Origin of the sequence: Paracoccus aestuarii, from assembly GCF_028553885.1 — a bacterium.
GTDB lineage: Bacteria > Pseudomonadota > Alphaproteobacteria > Rhodobacterales > Rhodobacteraceae > Paracoccus > Paracoccus aestuarii.
The window spans coordinates 2,784,638-2,805,550 of sequence record NZ_CP067169.1; the positions used below are offsets into that span (position 1 = coordinate 2,784,638).

The 20,913-nt window shown below is 69.7% G+C and carries 24 protein-coding genes; 11 read left to right on the plus strand and 13 right to left on the minus strand.

Annotated features, from left to right (window positions below):
• Nucleotides 1-3: 3 nt before the first annotated feature.
• Genes JHW48_RS14065 through JHW48_RS14115 form a run of 11 tightly spaced genes read right to left on the minus strand, consistent with a single transcriptional unit; the run spans nucleotide 4 to nucleotide 11,858 of the window.
• A complete protein-coding gene (locus JHW48_RS14065) occupies nucleotides 4-1,491 on the minus strand; it encodes a class I adenylate-forming enzyme family protein (RefSeq protein WP_119886562.1) in 1,488 nt (495 codons plus the stop codon).
• The gene (locus JHW48_RS14070; RefSeq protein ID WP_119886561.1) at nucleotides 1,488-2,297 is read right to left on the minus strand and encodes an oxepin-CoA hydrolase, alternative type; all 810 of its coding nucleotides are present in this window, start codon (nucleotides 2,295-2,297) and stop codon (nucleotides 1,488-1,490) included. Before JHW48_RS14070 ends, JHW48_RS14065 begins: the two co-directional genes overlap by 4 nt.
• The gene (locus JHW48_RS14075) at nucleotides 2,294-2,692 is read right to left on the minus strand and encodes a PaaI family thioesterase (protein WP_119886560.1); all 399 of its coding nucleotides are present in this window, start codon (nucleotides 2,690-2,692) and stop codon (nucleotides 2,294-2,296) included. The genes JHW48_RS14070 and JHW48_RS14075 overlap by 4 nt, the downstream gene beginning before the upstream one ends.
• Entirely contained in the window at nucleotides 2,689-3,678 is a 990-nt protein-coding gene (locus JHW48_RS14080; protein WP_119886559.1) for an acyl-CoA dehydrogenase family protein, read from the minus strand. Before JHW48_RS14080 ends, JHW48_RS14075 begins: the two co-directional genes overlap by 4 nt.
• A gap of 4 nt (nucleotides 3,679-3,682) precedes the next feature.
• Complete coding sequence (locus JHW48_RS14085) at nucleotides 3,683-4,864, minus strand: acyl-CoA dehydrogenase family protein (RefSeq protein ID WP_119886558.1); 1,182 nt, start codon at nucleotides 4,862-4,864, stop codon at nucleotides 3,683-3,685.
• Nucleotides 4,864-6,039, minus strand: coding sequence for an acetyl-CoA C-acyltransferase (locus tag JHW48_RS14090; protein WP_119886557.1), 1,176 nt, complete (start codon nucleotides 6,037-6,039; stop codon nucleotides 4,864-4,866). Before JHW48_RS14090 ends, JHW48_RS14085 begins: the two co-directional genes overlap by 1 nt.
• On the minus strand, nucleotides 6,036-8,120 hold the full coding sequence (locus JHW48_RS14095) for a 3-hydroxyacyl-CoA dehydrogenase NAD-binding domain-containing protein (protein WP_119886556.1): 2,085 nt from the start codon (nucleotides 8,118-8,120) through the stop codon (nucleotides 6,036-6,038). Before JHW48_RS14095 ends, JHW48_RS14090 begins: the two co-directional genes overlap by 4 nt.
• A gap of 11 nt (nucleotides 8,121-8,131) precedes the next feature.
• Nucleotides 8,132-8,962 carry an IclR family transcriptional regulator gene (locus JHW48_RS14100; protein WP_119886555.1) on the minus strand — a complete coding sequence of 277 codons (831 nt, stop codon included), beginning with the start codon at nucleotides 8,960-8,962 and terminating at the stop codon, nucleotides 8,132-8,134.
• Entirely contained in the window at nucleotides 8,962-10,290 is a 1,329-nt protein-coding gene (locus JHW48_RS14105) for a TRAP transporter large permease (protein ID WP_119886554.1), read from the minus strand. The genes JHW48_RS14100 and JHW48_RS14105 overlap by 1 nt, the downstream gene beginning before the upstream one ends.
• Nucleotides 10,290-10,796 (minus strand): TRAP transporter small permease, encoded by a 507-nt coding sequence (locus tag JHW48_RS14110; protein ID WP_119886553.1) that lies wholly within the window; start codon nucleotides 10,794-10,796, stop codon nucleotides 10,290-10,292. Before JHW48_RS14110 ends, JHW48_RS14105 begins: the two co-directional genes overlap by 1 nt.
• 3 nt (nucleotides 10,797-10,799) lie before the next feature.
• The gene (locus JHW48_RS14115; protein ID WP_119886552.1) at nucleotides 10,800-11,858 is read right to left on the minus strand and encodes a C4-dicarboxylate TRAP transporter substrate-binding protein; all 1,059 of its coding nucleotides are present in this window, start codon (nucleotides 11,856-11,858) and stop codon (nucleotides 10,800-10,802) included.
• 144 nt (nucleotides 11,859-12,002) lie between these two features.
• On the opposite strand from JHW48_RS14115, the gene JHW48_RS14120 reads away from it, so the two are divergent.
• Both JHW48_RS14120 and JHW48_RS14125 read left to right on the plus strand, forming a co-directional pair.
• Nucleotides 12,003-13,280 (plus strand): L,D-transpeptidase family protein, encoded by a 1,278-nt coding sequence (locus JHW48_RS14120; protein ID WP_272835641.1) that lies wholly within the window; start codon nucleotides 12,003-12,005, stop codon nucleotides 13,278-13,280.
• Entirely contained in the window at nucleotides 13,277-14,020 is a 744-nt protein-coding gene (locus tag JHW48_RS14125) for an extensin-like domain-containing protein (RefSeq protein WP_119887202.1), read from the plus strand. Before JHW48_RS14120 ends, JHW48_RS14125 begins: the two co-directional genes overlap by 4 nt.
• A 4-nt stretch (nucleotides 14,021-14,024) precedes the next feature.
• Here JHW48_RS14125 and JHW48_RS14130 read toward each other — a convergent pair whose 3' ends face one another.
• Together JHW48_RS14130 and JHW48_RS14135 are read right to left on the minus strand one after the other, a co-directional pair.
• Entirely contained in the window at nucleotides 14,025-14,756 is a 732-nt protein-coding gene (locus tag JHW48_RS14130) for a Crp/Fnr family transcriptional regulator (protein ID WP_119887201.1), read from the minus strand.
• Between the two features lie 135 nt (nucleotides 14,757-14,891).
• Entirely contained in the window at nucleotides 14,892-16,214 is a 1,323-nt protein-coding gene (locus tag JHW48_RS14135) for a FliI/YscN family ATPase (protein WP_119887200.1), read from the minus strand.
• A 98-nt stretch (nucleotides 16,215-16,312) separates the two neighbouring features.
• Here JHW48_RS14135 and JHW48_RS14140 point away from each other — a divergent pair, with 98 nt between their 5' ends.
• The 9 genes from JHW48_RS14140 to JHW48_RS14180 are packed head-to-tail and all read left to right on the plus strand — an operon-like array spanning nucleotide 16,313 to nucleotide 20,853.
• Complete coding sequence (locus JHW48_RS14140) at nucleotides 16,313-16,702, plus strand: FlgB family protein (protein ID WP_119887199.1); 390 nt, start codon at nucleotides 16,313-16,315, stop codon at nucleotides 16,700-16,702.
• A gap of 12 nt (nucleotides 16,703-16,714) precedes the next feature.
• On the plus strand, nucleotides 16,715-17,107 hold the full coding sequence (flgC, locus tag JHW48_RS14145) for a flagellar basal body rod protein FlgC (protein ID WP_119887198.1): 393 nt from the start codon (nucleotides 16,715-16,717) through the stop codon (nucleotides 17,105-17,107).
• A gap of 14 nt (nucleotides 17,108-17,121) precedes the next feature.
• Complete coding sequence (gene fliE / locus JHW48_RS14150; RefSeq protein WP_119887197.1) at nucleotides 17,122-17,406, plus strand: flagellar hook-basal body complex protein FliE; 285 nt, start codon at nucleotides 17,122-17,124, stop codon at nucleotides 17,404-17,406.
• Between the two features lie 16 nt (nucleotides 17,407-17,422).
• On the plus strand, nucleotides 17,423-17,689 hold the full coding sequence (locus JHW48_RS14155; protein WP_119887196.1) for a flagellar biosynthetic protein FliQ: 267 nt from the start codon (nucleotides 17,423-17,425) through the stop codon (nucleotides 17,687-17,689).
• Between the two features lies 1 nt (nucleotide 17,690).
• Nucleotides 17,691-18,407 carry a flagellar hook-basal body complex protein gene (locus JHW48_RS14160; RefSeq protein ID WP_119887195.1) on the plus strand — a complete coding sequence of 239 codons (717 nt, stop codon included), beginning with the start codon at nucleotides 17,691-17,693 and terminating at the stop codon, nucleotides 18,405-18,407.
• 9 nt (nucleotides 18,408-18,416) lie between these two features.
• Nucleotides 18,417-19,202 (plus strand): flagellar basal-body rod protein FlgG, encoded by a 786-nt coding sequence (flgG, locus tag JHW48_RS14165; protein ID WP_119887194.1) that lies wholly within the window; start codon nucleotides 18,417-18,419, stop codon nucleotides 19,200-19,202.
• Nucleotides 19,202-19,615, plus strand: a complete 414-nt coding sequence (flgA, locus tag JHW48_RS14170) for a flagellar basal body P-ring formation chaperone FlgA (protein ID WP_119887193.1) — start codon at nucleotides 19,202-19,204, stop codon at nucleotides 19,613-19,615. Before flgG ends, flgA begins: the two co-directional genes overlap by 1 nt.
• A gap of 11 nt (nucleotides 19,616-19,626) precedes the next feature.
• Entirely contained in the window at nucleotides 19,627-20,352 is a 726-nt protein-coding gene (flgH, locus tag JHW48_RS14175; protein ID WP_119887192.1) for a flagellar basal body L-ring protein FlgH, read from the plus strand.
• A 9-nt stretch (nucleotides 20,353-20,361) separates the two neighbouring features.
• Entirely contained in the window at nucleotides 20,362-20,853 is a 492-nt protein-coding gene (locus JHW48_RS14180; protein WP_240637927.1) for a hypothetical protein, read from the plus strand.
• The last annotated feature ends 60 nt before the right edge of the window (nucleotides 20,854-20,913 follow it).

Genomic DNA, 20,913 nt, shown 5'->3' on the forward strand with positions numbered 1-20,913 from the left:
GGATCAGACCAGCAGATCGGCGAAATGCGACAGCAGCCGGTGCTTCAGCACCTTGCCCGTCGCCGCCGCCGGAAAGGCCCCCGTCACCACGATCCGCGTCGGCCGCTTATAGGCCGACAGCCGCGCCGCCGCATGGGCGGCCAGCGCCTCGGGGGTCGCGGCACCCGGCTCGACCAGCTGGCAGAAGGCCAGGATATCCTCGTCCCCGCCCTCGCGCGGGCGGCCGATGACGGCGGTCTGCAGCACGGCGGGATGGTCGTTCAGCGCGGCCTCGACCTCGGGGGGATAGACGTTGAAGCCGCCGCGGATGATCAGCTCCTTACAGCGGCCGACGATGTGCAGGCGGCCCCGGTCGTCGATCCGGCCCAGATCGCCGGTGCGCATCCAGCCGTCCCGCAGCACCTGGGCGGTGGCCTCCGGGTTGCGGAAATAGCCGCGCATGATGTGCGGGCCGCGGGTCAGAACCTCGCCCGTGCCGGGTTCGCGGCCGATGCTGTCGTCCAGCGCGATCTCGACCCCCGGCAGGGGCCGCCCGGCCGAGGGGTCGGGATCGCCGATGGCATTGTCCGTCACGGTGACGCCCGCCGTCGTCTCGGTCATGCCATAGCCGTTCTGCAGCGCGATGCCATAGAAGGCCTCGGCCCGGCGCTTCCAGTCGGGGTCCAGGGGTGCGGCGCCGCTGCTGACATAGCGCAGCGGGCGGGCCAGCGCGGCCATGCCCCGGGCGCGCGCCTCGGCCATGATCGCGGCATGCATCTGCGGCACGGCGGGCAGGACGGTGACATCCGATTGCAGCGCGGCCAGCGTCTCGGCGGCCGAGAATCGCGGCTCCAGCCGGATATGCGCGCCCGCCGACAGCCCCGCACAGAGCATCGAGGTCAGGCCGAAGACATGGGTCAGCGGCAGCACCCCCCAGATCACGTCCGTGGCCTCCAACCCGCGCAGCCGGGCCGAGCTTTCGCCGCCGAAGATCAGGTTCCCATGGGTCAGCATCACCCCCTTGGGCGTCCCGGTCGTCCCCGTCGTATAGAGGATCACCGCCGTCATCGCCGCATCGGGCAGCACGGCCTCCGGGGCGACATCGGCGGGGCCCGCGACATGGACGGGCGCGCCCGCCAGATCGACCGCGCGGGCATCGCCCGCATGCTGGCGGGCGGGGTCGCTGGCATGGGACAGAAACACGGTCAGGCGCGGTTCGGTATGGGCGGCGATCTTGGCCAGTTCCGGCCCGGTCATGCGGGCGTTCACCGGGACCAGCACCGCGCCCATGCGGCTGGCCGCCAGCAGCAGGACGGGCAGCGCGGTGGCGTTCTCGGCCACCACCAGCAGGCGGTCGCCGGGTCGCAGGCCCATCGCCGCCAGGTCGCGCTGCGCGTCGCGGGCCAGATCGTCCAGCGCGCCGTAGCTGCGCGTTCCGGTGGCATCCGTCGCGGCGGGACGGTCGGCATGGGCCGCGCGGGCGGCGTCGAACAGCTGGTGGATACGGGTCATTGTCCCTCGCGCAGTCGTCTGAAATCGGGGGGGCGCTTGGCCAGGAAGGCGCCGATCCCCTCGGCGGCCTCCGGGGCGGCCAAGGCCGCGGCCATGGCGTCGCGCTCGGCGGTCAGCTGGCTCTCCAGCAGGGTGGCGCGGGCGCCGGTCATCAGGCGCTTGATCGCGGCCTGGGCATCGGCGGGGCCTTGGGCCAAGCGGTCGGCCATGGCCATGGCGGCCATGATCGCCTCGCCCGGTTCGGTCAGCTGGGCGATGACGCCCAAGGCGTGCAGGCGTTCGGCGGGAACGGGCTGGCCGGTCAGCGCCATCTGCAGCGCCATCTGCGGCGGCAGGCAGGCGGTCAAGGCCGCGGTCAGCCCGCCATCGGGCACGAGCCCGGCATTGACATAGGCCGCGGTGAAGCGCGCATCGCGCGCCGCGATCACCATGTCGCAGGCCAAAGCCAGGGACAGGCCCGCACCCGCCGCGCCGCCCTCGACCACGGCGATGACCGGGCGGGGGCAGGCCACGACCGCGCGGATCAGGTCGTTCAGCGCGTCGATGCGGGCGCGGCGGGCATCCTCGGTCATGCCTTGGGCGGTGGCCAGCACGGTCAGATCGCCACCCGCGCAGAAGAAATCGCCCTCGCCCATGATCAGGACGGCGCCGATGCGCGGATCCTCGGCCGCCTGCCGCAGCGCGTGATGCAGCCCGTCATAGAATTCGGGCGTCAGCGCGTTGCGCCGGGCGGCGTTGCGGTTCTCGACCACCAGGCGGTCGCCGAGATCGCTGATTTCGCAATGGGGATTGGTATAGGGGGTCATGAGGGCGCCTTCGTCTTGCGGAACACGCCGGTCGCGGTGGCGATCAGCGTGCCGTCCTCATGACGCAGCGCGCCCTCGATGAACAGGGTGGCGCGGCCGCCGCCGGTCACGCGGCCCCGCGCGGTGATGCGCCCGGGCCGCCCCGGCGCGAGGTAGTTCACCGTCAGGGACAGCGTCATGAAGGGATGCGTGCCCGAGGGATCGACCGTCAGGCTGCCCGTCGCGCCCATCGCATTGTCCAGAAGCGTGGCGGCGATCCCGCCATGCAGGATGTCCTGGCGGTTCAGGTGCCGGTCGTCCAGATCCAGGATGCAGGCCGCCCCCGCCGGGTCGGAGACGTCGAGGACATATCCGATCAGGCGCTGCGTGCCGGTTTTCCCCGTGATCACCGTCATGCGAAGGCGGGCTCGGCCAGGGCGAACCGTTCCAGGTGGTAATCGGCATCCCCCATCGCCGTGTCCGCGGCGATCAGGCGGCGGATGATGCCGCCAAGGGCATATTCCTCGGTCATGCCGATGCCGCCATGCAGCTGGACCGATTCCTCGGCCAGCAGGCGCGCGGCGCGGCCCACCGTGACCTTGCAGGCCTGCAGGTGCCGGTCGCGCAGGGCAGGTTCGGCGTCCAGATGGCCTGAGAGGTTGACGACGGCGGAACGGGCCTGTTCGACCTCGACCGCCAGATCGGCCATGCGATGGGCCAGGGCCTGAAAGGCGATCAGCGGCTGGCCGAACTGCTTGCGCTGGCGCAGATAGTCCAGCGTCAGGTCGAAGGCCGCGGTGATCACGCCCAGCCCATAGGCCGCATGGGCCAGGACCGCGCGGGCCAGAACGCCGTCATGACCCGACAGCGCCCCGAGACGCGTGGCGGGGGCATCGCACAGGATCAGGTCGCCCCCGGGCTGATCGTCCATCAGCGGATAGGGGCGGAATTCGACGCCCTCCGCATCGCGGTCCACGCGCCACAGCGCATCGGCGGTGGTGACCAGGAACCCCTGCGCCCCTTCGGCCCCGATAACCATGGTCTTGCGGCCCGTGAGGCACTCGCCCTCGGCGCGCATGGCCACGCCCCGGTCATGGCGCGTGCCGGGTTCCGCATCGGCGAAGGCCAGCACCGCCGCGTCATGCCCGGCCTGGGCCAGGGCCGCCGCGCCGATCATGGCGGCGACGGGGGTCGAGGGTGCGCCCGCCCGGCCCAGCTCCTCGAAGATCAGCGCCACGGCGGCGCCCGATCCGTCAAAGCCGCCCTCGGCCTCGGTCAGCAGGGCCTCGGGGATGCCCAGTTCGGCCAAGGCCGGGGCCAGGCCGTCGCCCGAATGGCGGGCCAGGACGCCGCGCAGGCTGTCCTGCAACATGCGGTGGTCGTCGGAAAGCTGAAAGTCCATGCGCTTACCCCTTTGCCATGGCGCCAGCGATGATGCTGCGCTGGATCTCGTTCGAGCCGCCATAGATCGACAGCTTGCGGTTGTTCAGCCAGGTCGCCGTGGCGGCGAGAGCCTCGTCGGCATCCTCGGGGCCCTCGTTGCCCCCCTGCGGCAGGGCCATTGCCTGGCCGCCATAGGCGCGCCGCGTCAGCGCATCCAGACGCTGGCGGATCTGGGTGCCCTTGATCTTGAGCATCGAGCTTTCTATCCCCGGCGCCTGCCCCTGGGCCGCGGCCGAAAGCATCCGCAGGTTGGTGGTGGACATGGCCATCAGCTCGATCTCGACCGATGCCATATCGGCGGCGAAGGCCGGGTCCTCGGACAGGGGCTTGCCGCGATGGATCTGGGCGCGGGCCACGCGTTTGAGGTTGTCCAGTGCGGCGGTGGCAAAGCCCACGCCCGCGATATTCGTGCGCTCATGCGTCAGCAGGTATTTGGCATAGGTCCAGCCCTCGTTTTCGGTGCCGACCAGATTGGCGGCAGGGACGCGGACATTGTCGAACCAGACCTCGTTCACCTCGGCCGCGCCGTCCAGCAGGACGATGGGGCGCACGGTGACGCCCGGCGTTTCCATGTCGATCAGCAGAAAGCTGATGCCCTCCTGCTTCTTTCCCTCGGTCGAGGTGCGCACCAGGCAGAAGATCATGTTGGCGTGCTGGCCGAGCGTGGTCCAGGTCTTCTGGCCGTTGACGACATAATGGTCGCCATCGCGCCGCGCCTCGCAGCGCAGGCCGGCCAGGTCCGACCCGGCGCCGGGTTCGGAATAGCCTTGGCACCACCAGTCGTCGCCGTTCAGGATGCGGGGCAGCCAGTGATCCTGCTGTTCCTTGGACCCGAATTTCTGCAGGACCGGCCCCAGCATGGCGATGCCGAAGGGCACGATGCGCGGCGCATGGGCGCGTGCCGATTCCTCCTCGAAGATGTGACGCTGGATGGCGGTCCAGCCCGCGCCGCCGAATTCCTTGGGCCAGTTCCCGGCCAGCCAGCCGCGCGATTGGAGTTTCGCGTGCCAGCCCTCCATCTCGGCCTTGGTCAGGTCGTGATGCAGGCGCACCTTGCGGGCCAGCGCGGGGTCCAGCTCGGCCTTCAGGAAGGCGCGGATCTCGTCGCGGAAGGCGGTTTCCTCGGGGGTGAAGCTCATATCCATCAGAAGATCTCCAGAAGTCCGGCGGCGCCTTGGCCACCGCCCACGCACATGGTCACGACGCCCCATTTGGCGCCCCGGCGGCGGCCTTCGCGCAGGATGTGGCCCGCGGTGCGCGCGCCCGTCATGCCGAAGGGATGCCCGACCGAAATCGCGCCGCCATTCACGTTGTATTTTGCCGGATCGATGCCCAGTTCGTCGCGGCAATAGAGGCACTGGCTGGCAAAGGCCTCGTTCAGCTCCCACAGGTCGATGTCGTCGACCGACAACCCGTTGCGTTCCAGCAGGCGGGGGATGGCGAAGACCGGGCCGATGCCCATCTCGTCCGGTGCGCAGCCCGCCACCGCATAGCCGCGAAAGGCACCGAGCGGTTCCAGGTTCAGCGATGCGGCCAGATCGGCCTCCATCACCAGCAGCGCCGCGGCCCCGTCCGACAGCTGCGAGGCATTGCCCGCGGTCACGAACTGGCCCTCGCCGCGCACGGGTTCCAGCTTGGCCAGCGCGTCCAGCGTGGTGCCGGGGCGGTTGCCCTCGTCGGCGGTGATGGTGGTTTCCTGTTCACGGGTCTCGCCGGTGGCCTTGTCGGTGACGGACATGGTGACGGTCATCGGGATGATCTCATCCTCGAAGATCCCGGCCTTTTGCGCCGCGGCGGTGCGGGCTTGGGATTCGACGGCATAGGCGTCCTGCGCCTCGCGGGTGACGCCATAGCGGCGGGCGACATTATCGGCGGTCTCGATCATGGTCACATAAAGATCGGGGCGGTTCGCCTCGATCCAGGCCTCGCGCGAATGGCGCACGGGCGGCTGGATCAGCGAGATGCTCTCGACGCCACCCACCAGTACGGCGCGCGCGCCCTCATGCGCGACCATCTGCGCGCCTTGGGCCAGCGCCTGCAGGCCCGATGCGCAGAAGCGGTTGACCGTGGCGCCCGCAATGCTGTCGGGCAGACCCGCGCGGATCACGGCCTGACGGGCGATATTGCCGCCGGTGACATATTCGGGATAACCGCAGCCCCAGAGACTGTCCTCGATCAGCGCGGGGTCGATGCCGGCGCGGTCGACGACGGCGCGGGCCACGGCGCCTGCCATCACGGCGCCGTGCGTCTGGTTGAAGGCGCCACGCTTGGCGCGGCCGATCCCGGTGCGGGCGGTGGACACGATGACGGGCTGTTTCATGACTGCGATTCCTTGTTCAGGTCGGCGAAGCGGCGGCCCTCGGCCACCAGCCGTTCCAGCAGCGGCGCGGGCTGCCAGTAATGGTCGTCGGTTTCGGCGAAACGCCGGATGTCGGACAGGATGCGGTCGAGGCCATGCGCGTCCGCCCAATGCATCGGCCCGCCGCGCCAGCGCGGAAAGCCGTAGCCATTCAGCATGACCACATCGACATCCAGGGGCCGGGCGGCGGTGCCGTCCTCGACCACGCGGGCGGCTTCGTTCACCATGGCGGCCATGGTGCGGGCGACGATCTCCTCGTCGTCGAAGGCGCGGGGCGTCAGCCCCAGATCGGCGCGCACCCGGTCCAGCAGCGCGGGCAGGTCCGGGTTGGGCTGCGGCTTGCCCTCACCATAGACATAGAAGCCCCGGCCCGTCTTGCGACCCAGATCGCCTTGTTCATAGAGCCGGTCGGCAAAGACCGGCACGCGGTCGCGCGGGTGGCGGTCAGCGGCCTTGCGCTGGCGGGTCATGGCGCCGATGTCCAGCCCGGCCAGATCGCTGACCGCGTAGGGGCCCATGGCAAAGCCGAAATCCGCAAGCGCGCGGTCGATCTGCTGGGGCGCGGCCCCGTCCAGCACCATCGCATCCACCGCCGCGCGGTAATGCGACAGGATGCGGTTGCCGATGAAGCCGTCGCAGACCCCCGCCCGCACGGCGATCTTCTTCAGCCGCTTGGCCAGCGCGAACCCCGTCGCCACGACCTGTGGGTCGGTGCGATCGGCGACCACGACCTCCAAGAGGCGCATGACATGGGCGGGCGAGAAGAAATGCAGCCCGATCACATCGCCCGGCCGGCCGGTCGCATCCGCGATCCGGTTCACGTCCAGATAGGAGGTGTTGGTGGCCAGCACCGCGCCCGGCTTGGCCACCCGGTCCAGCTGGGCAAAGACCTGCTCCTTGACCTCCATCGATTCGAAGACCGCCTCGATGATCAGATCGGCCTGCGCGAGGCCCGCATAGTCCGTGCCGGTCGTCAGGCGGTCGGACAGGGCGCTGTCGCGGGCCTCCGGCTTCAGCTTGCCGCGCTTGACCGCGCCCTCCAGCATCCCCGCGATGGTGTCGCGGGCGCGGGCGGCGGCGGCATCGTCGCGTTCGATCAGCGTGACCTGCTGACCCGCCAGCAGGCAGGCGGTGGCGATCCCCGCCCCCATCGTGCCGCCGCCGATCACCCCGATCCGTTCCAGATCGCGCGGCGCGACGCCCTTGATCGCGGGCAGGTTGCCGACCGCGCGTTCGGCGAAGAAGGCATGGATCAGCGCCGCGCGCTGCGGGCTGTCCATCAGCGCCAGGAAGGCCGCGCGCTCCATCGCCATGCCTTGGTCAAAGGGAACGGCCAGACTGTCGGTGACCACGTCGATGGCCGTGCCCTCGCCGATCCGGCCGGGCAGCCTGCGCGCGACCGCGGCGCGCAGGGCGGCGACCGCATCGGGCTGGTCACCGGGCGCGGGCAGGTCGCGGGTGCGGCGCGGGGCTTGGCCCGCCAGGCTGCGGGCCAAGGCCATGGCATCGGCGGTCAAATCGCCGGTCGCCAACGCGTCGATCAGGCCCAGATCCAGCGCCTCCGCGGCGGGGATCTGGCGGGCCGAGGTGATCGCCTCCAGCGCGGGCATCAGCCCGATCAGCCGCGGCAGGCGCTGCGTGCCGCCCGCGCCGGGCAGCAGGCCCAAGGTCACCTCGGGCAGGCCCATCCGGGCGCCGGGGGCGCCGATGCGGGCATGGCAGCCCATCGCCAGCTCCAACCCGCCGCCGAGCGCGGTGCCATGGATCGCGGCCACGACCGGCTTGTCTAGCGATTCGATCGCGGTGATCACGTCGGGCAGGAAGGGCTCGCGCGGGGGTTTGCCGAATTCGGTGATGTCGGCCCCCGCGACCCAGGTGCGGCCCGCGCAGATCATCACGGCGGCCTCGGCCGCGTCATCGGCGGCGAAATCGCGCGCGGCCAGCATCAGGCCCGCGCGCACCGCCTGTCCGGTCGCGTTCACGGGGGGGTTGTCGATGGTGATGACGCCGATGGCGCCGTCGCGCCGATAGGTGACGGGCATGGTGGCCTCCTTCAGTCGTTCGGGCTGGCGGGCCAGGCGGGGCGGGCATCCGCCCCGACCAGCTGTTGCAGGCGGCGTACGCTGTCGCGCAGCAGCGGGCCGACCTCGTCATGGATGCGGGCCTCGGGCAGGACATCGTCCAGCGCCCCGCAGGAAAACGCGACCGGCCCGGCCAGCCGCGCCGACCGGAACGGCACCGACACGGCCGAGATGTGGCGCGTGTGGCGCAGTTCGTTGCGCACCAGCGCATAGCCTTGCGCGATCAGCTGATCGCGCGCCTCCAGCCGCAGCGCGTCCAGGGGGCGGCCGTCCAGCGCCGGGTCGGGATGGTCGGCCATCAGGCAGGCCAGCTCCTCGGTGGTGGATGCGCCCAGCACCGCCATCCCCGAGGACGATCCGCCGATGGGCAGGCGGTGCCCCACATCCAGCCAGATCGAGGCCGCCCGCTGCGGCCGCCAGGTGCGCATCAAGGCCACCTTGTCGCGGTCGCGCACGGCGAACAGGACCAGCGTGCCGGTCTGGTCGGCCAAGGCCTGCATCATCCCCTGGGCCGGGTCCAGGAAGGACAGCGACGCCGCCGCCACATGGCCCATCGCCAGCAGGGTCGGCCCCGGGCGATAGCGGTCGTTGCGCTGCGGCTGCGTCAGATATCCCAGGCAGCCCAGGGTGAAGGTCAGCCGCGACACGGTGGATTTCGGCAGACCCGTCCGCTCGGCGATCTGGGCGTTGCTCAGCCCGTCATCATCGGTGCGGAAGGCCCGCAGGACCGACAGGCCCCGCGCCAGCGTGGTGGCGAAGTTGCGGTCATCCTCGTAATCGGGGCGCGCCTCGGGCGGGGTCATCACCAGCCCCCCGGTATCAGCAGCGAGATCACCGGGAACAGGATCAACAGCAGCAGCACGAAGGCATCCACCACCAGGAACCGCCCCACGCCGGAAAAGATCTTGTCGATGCTGACATTCTTGACGACGTTGCTGACGACGAAGACGTTCAGCCCCACCGGCGGCGTGATCAGCCCGATCTCCAGCAGCTTGACGACGATGACGCCGAACCAGATCAGGTTCAGGCCATAGCCCTCGACCAGCGGCACCATGAAGGGCAGCGTCAGCACCATGATCCCAATCGGGTCCAGGAACATGCCCAGCACGATATAGATGATGACGACGAACAGCATCAGCAGCGCGAAGGACATCTGCGCATCCGACACCCAGCCCACGACCGCGCCCGCGACCCCGGTCAGCGCGACGAAGCTGACGAAGATCTTGGCCGCCCCCGCGATCAGGAAGATCGCCGCGGTCTGGCCCAGGCTTTCGCGGATCGCGCGCCACAGCACCTCCAGCGTCAGGCGGCGCTGCGCAAAGCCGATGGCCACGGTCAGCACCACGCTGACGGCGGCGGCCTCGGTCGCGGTGAAGATGCCGCCATAGATGCCGCCGATGATGACCACGAAGAGCAGCAGCGCCGGCCAGGCGGCAATGGCGGCCTGGCGCCGGCTGGACCCGTCGGCCTCGCCACGCGGCGCCGCGGCCGGGTTGCGCCCGACCCACCATGCGATGACCAGCAGCATCCCCACCAGCGACAGCAGCCCCGGCAGGATCCCCGCCAGAAACAGCCGCGCGATCGAGGTCTCGGTGAAGATGCCATAGAGGATGAACAGCACCGAGGGCGGGATCAGCGCGCCGAGCGTGCCGCCCACCGCCACCGAGGAGGTCGCCAGCCGCGGATCGTAGCCCATGCGCAGCATCTCGGGCACGCAGATCCGGCCCATGGTCGAAGCGCAGGCGATCGACGAGCCGGAAATGGCCGAGAACCCGCCGCAGCCCAGCACCGATGCCATCGCAACCCCGCCCGGCAGCGGCCGCAGCCAGACCGCCGCCGCGTCATAGATGCGCGTGGTGATGCCGGCATAGAAGGCGATGTTGCCCAAGGCCACGAACAGCGGCACCATCGACAGGTCGTAGGAATGGACCAGGTCGAAGAAGTTCGAGAACAGGACCGAGCTGGTCGGGTTGATCGCGCGATCGGGCATGAAGCTGCCCGTGCGGGTGGCATAGACCAGGAAGGTCCCCACCGTCGCCACGCCCGCCAGCGCGAACGCGATGGGCACGCGCAGCGCCAGCAGGATCAGGACCGCGGCCATGGCGGTCATGCCGATCGTCATCGGGTCCATCAGTTCACCTCGTTTCCATCGGCGTCGCGGATCACGTCGCCGCGCCGGATCTGGGCCAGATCGCCCACCAGCATCACGGCCATGCGGACCCACATCAGCGCCAGCCCCGCCATGAACAGCGCGATGCCCGGCCAGCGCAGCAGGTTCAGGTCGCCATAGTAGAACTCGCCCGACCCATAGGTCCGGGCGGTGACCCGCCATGCCGCATAGATCAGCGGGATCAGCGCCAGCAGGCCGATGACATGGCCCAGCACGATCAGCCGGGCGCGCAGCCCGGGCGGCATGCGGTCGCTGAAGAAGGTTACCGCGACATGGCCCCGCGCCGCGGTGGCCGCGGCAAGGGGCAGGATGATCGCCGCGACCATCAGCTCGCGGACCAGGATGATGGCGTCGGGCACGCTGGTCCCGAACACCGCCCGCGCGACGACATTGGCGAAGATGACGACGCAAAGCGCCACCAGCGCCAGCACCGCGACATCCAGAAGGGTCCGCTCGATCAGGCGCATGGCTCAGCCACGCTCCCAGGGATAGCCTTCGGCCTCCAGCTCGTCGGAATATTGCTGGATCAGCGCACGGTATTCGTCCAGCAGCGCCGCGCCGTCCAGGCCCGAAGCGTCGGCCCGGGCGATCCAGTCGTCCAGATAGGGCTGGCCCGCCTCGGTCAGGCGCGCGCGATCCTCGTCCGAGAAGCTGACGATCTCCTTACCGGCATCCTCCAGGATCTGGATCGATTCGGCATTGGCCTCGCCGATGATGCGGCCGAACTCATCCGCCAGACCCGCGCCCGCGGTCATGATCGCGTCCTGCTGTTCGGGCGTCAGCCCGTCGAACATCGCCTTGTTCATCATGATGCCGAGCGCGCCGACCTGGCCCCAATCGATGAAGGTGTAGCTGTCGAAGACCTCGTCGAAGCGCAGCGCGGCGACCAGATAGGAATAGGTCTGCGTGCAGTCGATCAGCCCGTTCTCCAGGCCTTGATATGCCTCGTAGACGGTCATGTCGACCAAGGTCGCGCCCAGGTCGCGGAAGGTCTGGCCATAGGCGCCGACGCCGCGCACGCGCTTGCCCGCCAGCTGGTCGACCGAGGTGATCGCCGGGCCCTTGCAGCCCATCTGCACCGCCGAGGTGGTATAGGTGCCCACATAGACCAGGCCCTGATCGGCCAGGTTCGCCTGGATCTGTTCGTTGTTGCGCATCAGCGCGTCGGTGGCGCGCATGCCGACCCAGGGGTCGGGATTGTCCAAAGGCAGGTCGGCGATGCCATAGGTCACCAGGTCCTGCGGGAAATAGACGCCGATCACGCTGCCCAGATCGGCCACCCCGTCGCGCAGCGACTGGACCGCGGCGCGTTCGGAAAACAGCGCCCCCGCCCAGGTGATGTCCAGGCGCAGATCGCCCCCCGACAGTTCGGCGACCTGGTCGGCGAACCATTGCGTGGCCTCGGCGCGCGCGCCCCGGTTGGGGCCCGGCTCGCCATAGATCAGCACGGTTTCGGCCAGGACGGGGGCGGCAAGGGCGGCGGACAGGCCGGCAGCCGTCAGCGCCGTCCGAAAGAACGGTGTGGTCATCTCGAAACTCCTCCCTGTTTCGCATTGCAGGCTGCCATTCCACTCTGCGGGACGCAAGGGGGAATTGACCGAAACGTGACCCACGGTCTATCTGGCGGATTTCCGCCCGATCCCGGAAGGTGGGGCCAGCAATCGGAGACCGACATGACCGCCCATCCCGCCCTTCGGCTGATGCTGACGCTCAGCCTGGCCCTGGGTCTCGCCCTGCCTTTGGGCGCCCAGCAGGCCGACCTGCCCTTCACCGCCGCCGATATCGAGGCCGCGCAGTACAATGGCGGCGCGCTGCCGTCCGGGCGGACGGCGCTGACGGCCAAGGTCCAGCTGCTGCTGGACCGGTCGGGCACCTCGCCGGGGGTCATCGACGGGTTCAAGGGCGGCATGAGCCAGAGCGCGCTGAAGGCCTTCGAGCGCCGCAACGGCCTGCCCCAGGACGGGATCATGGATCCCCATGTCTGGAACCTGCTGCAGGCCTATGCGACGCGCCCCGTCACCCAGAGCTACACGATCACCCAGGCCGATGCCGAGGGCCTGGTCGATTCGATCCCGGTCGATTACGCCGAAAAGGCCCAGATGACCGCGATGGCCCATACCAGCGTGGCCGAGCGCTTGGGCGAGCGGTTCCACATGGACGAACGCTTCATCCAGTTCCTCAATCCCGGGATCGAGCTGGTGCCCGGCGCCACGATCCAGGTCATGGCCCCGAACCAGCCGATTCGCGGCCAGGTCGCGCGCATCCTGATCGACAAGGACAACCGCCGCGTCGCGGGCTATGACGCCAATGGCCGGATGCTGGTGGATTACCCCGCCACGATCGGGTCCAGCGCGACGCCCTCGCCCGTGGGCACGCATGACGTGCGGACCGTGGCGGTCAATCCGAACTATACCTACAACCCGGCGGTTAATTTCCAGCAGGGCGACAATGACCGCAAGCTGATCATCCCGCCCGGGCCGAACGGTCCGGTGGGCACGGTCTGGATCGGCCTGTCCAAGCCGACCTACGGCATCCACGGCACGCCGACGCCCTCGCAGCTGTTCCAGAACCAGTCGATGGGCTGCGTGCGCCTGACCAACTGGGATGCCGAGGAACTGGCCGGCATGGTCCGCATCGGCGGCACCACGGTCGAATTCCTGGACAGCGGCGTGACCATCGCCGACGCGACGGGCAGCGGCACGGCGACATCCGCCCCGGTGGCCGCCATCGCCCTGCCCGCCGAGGACGAGGCGCAGGTCGACACCCCCGTCCCCGCCCAGCCCCTGACCCTGCCCGACCCGCTGGCGCCCAATCCGCTGGCGCCCAACCCGCTGGCCACGTCGGAACCCCTGCCCGAGGCGCCGCAGCCCGCCGCCGATCCGCTGGCCGATGCCTTGGGCGAGGCCCTGCCCGACGGCTTCGTCGTGCCCCTGCCGGCCGATCCGTCGTGATCCGGGCGCTGGCGGCCCTGGCCCTGCTGGCCGTCCCCGCCGCCGCGCAGGACCGCCCGCCCGAACGGCCCGAGGCCACGGCCCCCGCACCGGACGCGGACACGGCCGGACCCGCCGAGGCCCTGCCCTTCGGCCCGCCCCCGCCGCCGGTCTGGTTCACCTTGGCAGAAAGCGATGCCGATCACGACGCCTGCCGGCTGGCGCTGATGGTGCTGGGCACCCGCTACCGGCAGGAGGCCCCCGTCACCGATCCCGATATCCGCGATTGCGGCATCGCCCGGCCCGTCCGCGTGTCCGAGATCCTGCCCGGCGTGGCCCTGCCCGCCGAGCCGGTGATGCGCTGCGGGACCGCCCTTTCGCTGGCGATCTGGACGCGGGATTTCGTGCGCCCCGCCGCCGCCCATCTGCCCGATGCGCCGCAGCTGCAGGGGCTGGCGACGGGGCCTGCCTATGTCTGCCGCGACCGGGTGGGGACGGGCGATCCCGAACCGCGCCCCTCGGAACATGGCTATGGCAATGCGATCGACGTGATGGGGTTCGATTTCGGGCAGGACGCCCCCCTGCAGGTCCAGCCCCGCAGCGGCGATGGCGACCCGGCCGAGGGCTTTCAGCGCGCCGTCCAGAGCACCGCCTGCCTGCTGTTCACGACCGTGCTGGGGCCGGGATCGAACGCAGCCCATGACGACCACCTGCATCTGGACATGGCGGATCGCGCCAGCGGCTGGCGGCTCTGCGAATAGGGGGTCAGCGGCTCTGGCGTTCCAGGTCCAGATAGGTCGGGTCGAACCGCGCCAGCGTGGCCAGGCCCTTCCAATCCAGGATCGTCACATCCGCCCCCGACCAGCGGATCAGGCCCCGGTCGCGCAGATCGCGCACCGCGCGGTTCACATGGATCGGGGAGTACCCCAGGATATCCGCAAGCTCGCGCTGCAGCAGCGGCAGCGCGAACTGGTTGTTCGAGGCCGCGCCGACCGCGTTCAGGCGAGTGTAGATCTCGCAGAGCAGATGGGCCAGATGCGCGCTGGATCGCAGTGAGGCCGCCGCCACCAGCCATTGCCGATGCACCGCAGCATCGATCAGCGTCGCCATCCACAAGAGGCGCGTCAGATGGGGAAAGTTCTCGGTGATCTCGATCAGCTCGTCATGGTCGATGAACTCGACCTCGGCATGGCCCACGGCGATGACGGAATGCTCCAGCCCGGCCAGGACGAAGCCGTGCAGATCGACGAAATCGCCCGGCACGTTCAGCGCGGTGATGACCCGTTCCTCGGGGCGGCCGACCAGCTGGTGCGACCGCGCCGACATGCCGCGCAGCATCATGCAGCTGCGCCGCGCCACGCGGTCGGCGGGCACGATCACCTCGCCCGGGGCGAAGGCCACCTGTTCGGTCCGCAGCCTGCGCAATCGCGCAAGGTCCTGTTCCGCCAAGGTATCGCGCCGTTGCAGGAAGCGGATGAAATATTCGGTGATTGCCATTCCGCCCCCCCTTTCGTCGGCAGCCGGACAGTTGCAAATCGGAATCTGGGGCGCAATGGTCCCCGACCGGGTTCTAACATTGATTAAGCCCGGTCAACGCCGTGATTACGTTAATGGTTTCACCCCCTGCGTCGATCAGGCGCGCGCCCGCAGGGGCAGCCGCAGCGCCGCCTCCAGCGCGGCGAAGCTGGCGGCGCCGTCCGGACAGCGCCGGGTGACGAATTCGTCCAGCTGGGGAAACAGCCGCACCGCCTCGTCCAGCTTGGGGTCCGATCCCGGCGCATAGAGGCCCGCGCGAATCATCAGCTCGGATTCCGCATAGGCCCCAAGCGCCGCCCGCGCCCGCCCGATCAGGCTGTTCTGGACCGCATCCGCCGCATCGGGCAGCGACCGCGACACCGACCGCACCACGTCCACCGCCGGAAAGCGCCCGCGTTCCGCGATGGTGCGGTCCAGCACCACATGCCCGTCCAGCGTGCCGCGCAGGATGTCGGCCACCGGCTCCTCCATGTCCGATCCCGCGACCAGCACGCTGAAGATCGCGGTGATGTCGCCCGTCCCCTCCGGCCCCGGCCCTGCGCGTTCGGCCAAGGCCATGATCAGGTTCGAAACCGAGGGCGGAAAGCCGCGATAGCTGGGCGGCTCGCCCGCGGCCAGGGCGATCTCGCGATGCGCCTCGGCGAATCGGGTGATCGAATCGGCCAGGAACAGGACATGGCGGCCCTGGTCGCGGAAATGTTCGGCCACGGCCATCGCCGCCCAGGCACAGCGCCGCCGGATCAGCGGCGAGCGGTCCGAGGTCGCCGCCACGATCACCGCCCGCGCCATCCCCTCGGGGCCCAAGGTCTTTTCGACGAATTCGCGCAGCTCGCGCCCGCGTTCGCCGATCATCGCGATGACCACCACATCCGCCTGCACGCCCCGCGCCATCTGCGACAGCAGCGTCGATTTCCCCACGCCCGAGCCCGCGAAAAGACCGATCCGCTGACCCGCGACCAAGGGCAGCAGCGTGTCGAAGACCGCCATCCCGGTATCCAGCCGCGCGCCGAGCCGCTTGCGCCCGACCGCGGGCGGCGCTTCGGCCCGGAAGGGCCGGTCGCAAGGGCCGGGCGGCAGGGGGCGGCCGTCCAGCGGCTGGCCCAGGGGGTCGATGATCCGCCCGATCCAGCCGTCCGAGGGCGCGATTCGCGGCGCATGCAGCAGCGTCACGTCGGCGCCGACCGACAGCCCCTCGATCGGGCCCTCGGGCAGGACCTGGGCGCTGCGCGGCGTCAGGCCCACGATCTCTCCCCCCAGATCGCCCTGGGACAGCGCGATCCGCAGCCGGTCGCCGACCGATGCGCGCCCCGCCAGCCCCTCCACCGCGATCAGGCCGGCGCGGATCGACTGGACCCGCCCGTGATGGCGCGCCAGGCGCAGCTGCGACAGCCGCCGCGTGATCGAGTCAAGTTTATCCATTTCCGCCGCCCCGTCTCTGTCCGGTTTCCTGAACCCTGAAACGGTTTCTAAACCATTCGGGGTTAAGACCGGGTTTATCGAGATTGAGGAGAAGCCTCATGTTTGAGAAGACCGAGATGATGCGGATGGCCCGCGCGCTCAGCCAGCATGTCCAGCAGCGCCATATCGAGGTGGCGCGCAACATTGCCAATGCCGACACGCCCGGTTTCCGGGCGTCCGACCTGCAACCCTTCGACGAAAGCTATCGTCGCGCCGACCGTGCCGGCGGGATGCGCGCGACCCATCCCCGCCATGTCGACACGCCGCAATGGTCCCCGGCCTCCGCCCGCGTGATCGACACCGAAGGCCCCGCCTCGCCCAACGGCAACGCGGTCTCGCTGGAGGAGGAGATGGTCCGGATGGCCGAGGTGAAACGCCAGCATGACCTGTCCCTGACCGTCTATCGGTCGGGCCTGGACCTGATGCGGACCAGCCTGGGCCGCCGGTAAGAGGATGACGACATGACCGATCCGATCACCCCGCTGCGCATGGCGGCGTCGGGGATGCGCGCGCAATCCGAACGCCTGCGCCACACCGCGGAAAACATCGCCAATGCCGACACGCCCGGCTATCGCCGCAAGCTGGTCAGCTTCGAGGAATCCATCCGCTTCGGCCGCCCCACGGGCGAGGTCGAGGCCGGGCGCACCCGCCTGGACCGCAGCGCGCTGCCGCGCATCCACGACCCCGCCCATCCCCTGGCCGATGCCGAGGGATATTACCAAGGCTCGAACGTCGATCTGGTGATCGAGCTGGCCGACAGCCGCGAGGCCGGCCGCAGCTACGAGGCAAATCTGCGGGTCTTCGAACAGACTCGGCAGATGAGCTCATCCCTTCTTGACCTGCTTCGCCGCTAGAAAGGCCGCCCCCCATGATCACCGGACTGAATGCCGCATCCGCCTATTCCGCCGCCCGCACCGCGGTCGCCCCGCAGCCCGGCGCCCAGCCCCTGGCCCGCATCGGCCAGGCGGCCGAGGATTTCGCCGCCCAGATGGCCCAGGTCGACCAGGTGTCGACCGGCGCCATGACCGGTCAGGTCAGCACCCACCAGCTGGTCCAGACCATCGCCGAGGCCGAGCTGACCATGAACACCGTCGTCGCCATCCGCGACAAGGTGGTCGAGGCCTATCAGGAAATCCTGCGGATGCCCGTGTGATGAAGGGGAACCTGTGATGGGAGAGACGGTCCTTTTCGACATGCTGCGCCAGTCGCTGCTGATCGCGGTGCGCATCTCGGCCCCGCTACTGGGGGTGGCGCTGATCGCGGGGGTGGCCATCGGCCTTTTCCAGGCGCTGACCTCGGTCCAGGAGATGACGCTGACCTTCGTGCCAAAGGTCGGGCTGATGCTGATCGTCTTCTGGGTCTCGATGAGCTTCATGACCACGACCCTGGCCGATTTCTACCTGGGCCAGATCATCCCGATGATCGCGGGGCGCTGAGATGGACAACGCCATCTATGCCAACCTGACGCGGCAATCGGGCCTGATGGCCGAGATGCGCGTCGTCGCCAACAACATCGCCAATGCCAACACCACCGGCTATCGCCGCGAGGGGGTGATCTTTGCCGAACATCTGACCGCGCTGGACCGGCGGGGCGACACGCTGTCGATGGGCCATGCGCGCGGCCGGATGCTGGACCTGAACCAGGGGGTGCTGACCCAGACCGACAACAGCATGGACCTGGCCATCGAGGGCGAGGGATTCTTTCTGGTCGAATCGCCCGACGGGCTGCGGCTGACCCGCGCCGGCGCCTTCATGCCGTCGCCCGAGGGCGAGCTGATGACCGCCGAGGGCCACCGCCTGCTGGACGAGGGACAGGCCCCGATCATCCTGCCGGCGGGCGCCAACGGCGTGTCGATCGGCGGCGACGGGACGCTGTCGTCCAACGGCCTGCCCTTCGGCCGCATCGGCCTGTGGGCCGCGCCCGAGGGCACCGACCTGACGCGCCAAGGCGGCACCGCCTTCGCCATCGACGGCGCCCCCGAACCGATCGAGGACGGCCGCATCCGCCAGGGTTTCCTGGAGGATTCCAACGTCGACCCGATCTTCGAGATCACCCGCATGATCGAGGTCCAGCGCGCCTACGAGCTGGGCCAGAAATTCCTCGACGCCGAGGATCAGCGCATCCGCGGCGCGATCACCGCCATGACCCGATAAGGACCCGCCATGAGAGCCCTGCAGATCGCCGCAACCGGCATGAGCGCCCAGCAGACCCGCGTCGAGGTCATCTCGAACAACCTCGCGAACATGTCGACGACGGGCTACAACGCCCGCCGCGCCGAATTCGCCGACCTGCATTACCAGCAGGCCGCCCGCCCCGGCAGCGTCACCGCCGCCGATGGCACCGTCATCCCCGCAGGCGTCCAGCTGGGCCTGGGCGTGCGCCCCACCGCGGTCAGCGTGAACCTGCAGCAGGGCGCGTCCGTCGCCACCGGCGGCGACCTGGACCTGGCCATCGAGGGCGACGGCTATCTGGAGGTCACGCTGCCTTCGGGCCTGTCGGGATATACCCGCGACGGCGGGCTGAAGCGGTCGCCCGACGGGCTGATCGTCACCTCGGACGGCTATCCGGTCGTGCCCAACATCGCCATTCCCGACGATGCCCGCGCCATCACCATCAATGCCGGGGGCGAGGTCTATGCCTATTTCGGCGACCGGGTCGAGGCCGAGCTGCTGGGCCAGTTCACGCTGGCGGGCTTTGCCAACGAAAAGGGGCTGGAGGCGATCGGGTCGAACCTCTTCATCGAGACCGCCGCATCGGGCGGCGCGCAGGTCGTGAACCCGGGCGAGGACGGGCTGGGCACGCTGCGCCAGGGCTATCTGGAGGAAAGCTCGGTCGATGCCGTGCGCGAGATCACCGAGCTGATCAAGGCGCAGCGCGGCTACGAGCTGAACGCCAAGGTCATCACCGCCGCCGACCAGATGCTCGGCGCGACGACGCAGGTGCGGTGATGCGCGCGCTGATCCTGGCGCTGCTGCTGTGGCCGGGGGCCGCGGCGGCGGGGGGCCTGGGGGCCTCGCGCACCCTGCCGGCGGGCCATGTGATCGCGCCCGCCGACCTGACCGTCACCGAAAGCCCCCGCCCGGGGCTGACCGATCCCGCGGCCGCCATCGGGATGCAGACCCGCATCACCATCTACGAAGGCCGCCCCATCCACGCGACGATGCTGCAGGCCCCCCGCGTCATCGGCCGCAACCAGATCGTCCGCCTCAGCTTTCAGCGCGGCGGGCTGCGGATCGACACCGAGGGCCGCGCCATGTCCGACGGCGCGGCGGGCGATCTGATCCGCGTCATGAACATGGGCTCGCGCAGCACGGTGACCGCACAGGTCATGCCCGATGGCAGCCTGATCGTGCTGAATTGAAAGGAAGACCGATGAAACCCGCCTATCTGCTGTGCCTGATCCTGGCCGCCTCGGGCTGCGCGCGCGCCGTCAATGTGGGCCAGGCGCCCCAGCTGACATCGCCCCGCGAAAGCGAGGAATTCATGGCCATGACCAACCCGCCGCTGGAGATCCCGCTGAATTCCGGCCGCCCCGAGGCCTCGGCATCGCTCTGGGCGGGGACGCAGTCCTCGCTGATCAGCGACCGCCGCGCCGCGATCCGCGGCGACATCCTGACCGTGGTCATCGAGATCGACGACCGCGCCGAGATCAGCAACAGCAGCGGCCGCAACCGCAGCTCGCGCGAGAACCTGTCGATCCCGCAGATGGTCGGCATCCCGCAGCGCCTGGCCGACAAGCTGCCCGAGGGGGCGGGCTTCGACAATCTGGCCGACGCCTCGGCCTCCTCCTCCTATCGCGGCAACGGGAACATCTCGCGGCGCGACAAGCTGACCCTGCGGGTCGCGGCGACGGTCGTGGACACCCTGCCCAATGGCAGCCTGCATATCGAGGGCACCCAGGAGGTGCGCGTGAACTTCGAGCTGCGCGAGCTGACCGTCAGCGGCTTCGTGCGCCCCGGCGATATCGGCCGCAACAACGAGATCGCCTATGACCGCATCGCGGGGGCGCGGATCTCCTATGGTGGGCGCGGCCAGATCACCGATGTGCAGCAGCCGCGCTATGGCCAGCAGATCGCCGACATCCTTCTGCCCTATTGAGGTGCGACCGTGATCAAGAAACTGATGACCATCGCCGTTCCGGTCCTGGCGCTTGTCGGCGGCGCCCTCGGGGGCGACATGCTGCGCGGATCGGGCGCCAAGGATGACACCCATGCCGAGGCGGGCGCCGAGGACGGGGCCGAGGTCGCGGTCGCCAAGCCCGACCATACGATGGGCGAGCCGGCCTGGTTCCGGTTCCCGACCCAGTTCTTCGTCCCCTTGGTCCGCCAAGGGGACATGCGCGACATGATGATCCTGACCCTGACCTTGCAGACCGATGCCGAGACCCTGCCGAAACTGGCCAAGAAGGAACACGCCCTGCGCGACGCGCTGCTGCGCCAGCTGATGATCCACGCCAATACCGGCGGCTTCGACGGCAATTTCACCGCCGACCGCAACCTGGCCGCGCTGCGCGAGAGCCTGGCCGCGGCGGCGCGGGCGGCGACCGACCTGCCCGTCTCGGCCGTGCTGATCGAGGATATCGCCCGCCATTCCGGCTAACCGCTTGCCCTTTTCCCGACGGCGCGCCAGAACCGGCCCGGCCCCCTTCGCGGGTCGGGC

Excerpts from the sequence above, each read along its gene's own strand:
- JHW48_RS14065 (WP_119886562.1), bottom strand. The coding sequence starts at position 1,491 with ATGACCCGTATCCACCAGCTGTTCGACGCCGCCCGCGCGGCCCATGCC.
- JHW48_RS14070 (WP_119886561.1), bottom strand. The coding sequence starts at position 2,297 with ATGACCCCCTATACCAATCCCCATTGCGAAATCAGCGATCTCGGCGAC.
- JHW48_RS14075 (WP_119886560.1), bottom strand. The coding sequence starts at position 2,692 with ATGACGGTGATCACGGGGAAAACCGGCACGCAGCGCCTGATCGGATAT.
- JHW48_RS14080 (WP_119886559.1), bottom strand. The coding sequence starts at position 3,678 with ATGGACTTTCAGCTTTCCGACGACCACCGCATGTTGCAGGACAGCCTG.
- JHW48_RS14085 (WP_119886558.1), bottom strand. The coding sequence starts at position 4,864 with ATGGATATGAGCTTCACCCCCGAGGAAACCGCCTTCCGCGACGAGATC.
- JHW48_RS14090 (WP_119886557.1), bottom strand. The coding sequence starts at position 6,039 with ATGAAACAGCCCGTCATCGTGTCCACCGCCCGCACCGGGATCGGCCGC.
- JHW48_RS14095 (WP_119886556.1), bottom strand. The coding sequence starts at position 8,120 with ATGCCCGTCACCTATCGGCGCGACGGCGCCATCGGCGTCATCACCATC.
- JHW48_RS14100 (WP_119886555.1), bottom strand. The coding sequence starts at position 8,962 with ATGACCCCGCCCGAGGCGCGCCCCGATTACGAGGATGACCGCAACTTC.
- JHW48_RS14105 (WP_119886554.1), bottom strand. The coding sequence starts at position 10,290 with ATGGACCCGATGACGATCGGCATGACCGCCATGGCCGCGGTCCTGATC.
- JHW48_RS14110 (WP_119886553.1), bottom strand. The coding sequence starts at position 10,796 with ATGCGCCTGATCGAGCGGACCCTTCTGGATGTCGCGGTGCTGGCGCTG.
- JHW48_RS14115 (WP_119886552.1), bottom strand. The coding sequence starts at position 11,858 with ATGACCACACCGTTCTTTCGGACGGCGCTGACGGCTGCCGGCCTGTCC.
- JHW48_RS14120 (WP_272835641.1), top strand. The coding sequence starts at position 12,003 with ATGACCGCCCATCCCGCCCTTCGGCTGATGCTGACGCTCAGCCTGGCC.
- JHW48_RS14130 (WP_119887201.1), bottom strand. The coding sequence starts at position 14,756 with ATGGCAATCACCGAATATTTCATCCGCTTCCTGCAACGGCGCGATACC.
- JHW48_RS14135 (WP_119887200.1), bottom strand. The coding sequence starts at position 16,214 with ATGGATAAACTTGACTCGATCACGCGGCGGCTGTCGCAGCTGCGCCTG.
- JHW48_RS14140 (WP_119887199.1), top strand. The coding sequence starts at position 16,313 with ATGTTTGAGAAGACCGAGATGATGCGGATGGCCCGCGCGCTCAGCCAG.
- flgC (WP_119887198.1), top strand. The coding sequence starts at position 16,715 with ATGACCGATCCGATCACCCCGCTGCGCATGGCGGCGTCGGGGATGCGC.
- fliE (WP_119887197.1), top strand. The coding sequence starts at position 17,122 with ATGATCACCGGACTGAATGCCGCATCCGCCTATTCCGCCGCCCGCACC.
- JHW48_RS14155 (WP_119887196.1), top strand. The coding sequence starts at position 17,423 with ATGGGAGAGACGGTCCTTTTCGACATGCTGCGCCAGTCGCTGCTGATC.
- JHW48_RS14160 (WP_119887195.1), top strand. The coding sequence starts at position 17,691 with ATGGACAACGCCATCTATGCCAACCTGACGCGGCAATCGGGCCTGATG.
- flgG (WP_119887194.1), top strand. The coding sequence starts at position 18,417 with ATGAGAGCCCTGCAGATCGCCGCAACCGGCATGAGCGCCCAGCAGACC.
- flgA (WP_119887193.1), top strand. The coding sequence starts at position 19,202 with ATGCGCGCGCTGATCCTGGCGCTGCTGCTGTGGCCGGGGGCCGCGGCG.
- flgH (WP_119887192.1), top strand. The coding sequence starts at position 19,627 with ATGAAACCCGCCTATCTGCTGTGCCTGATCCTGGCCGCCTCGGGCTGC.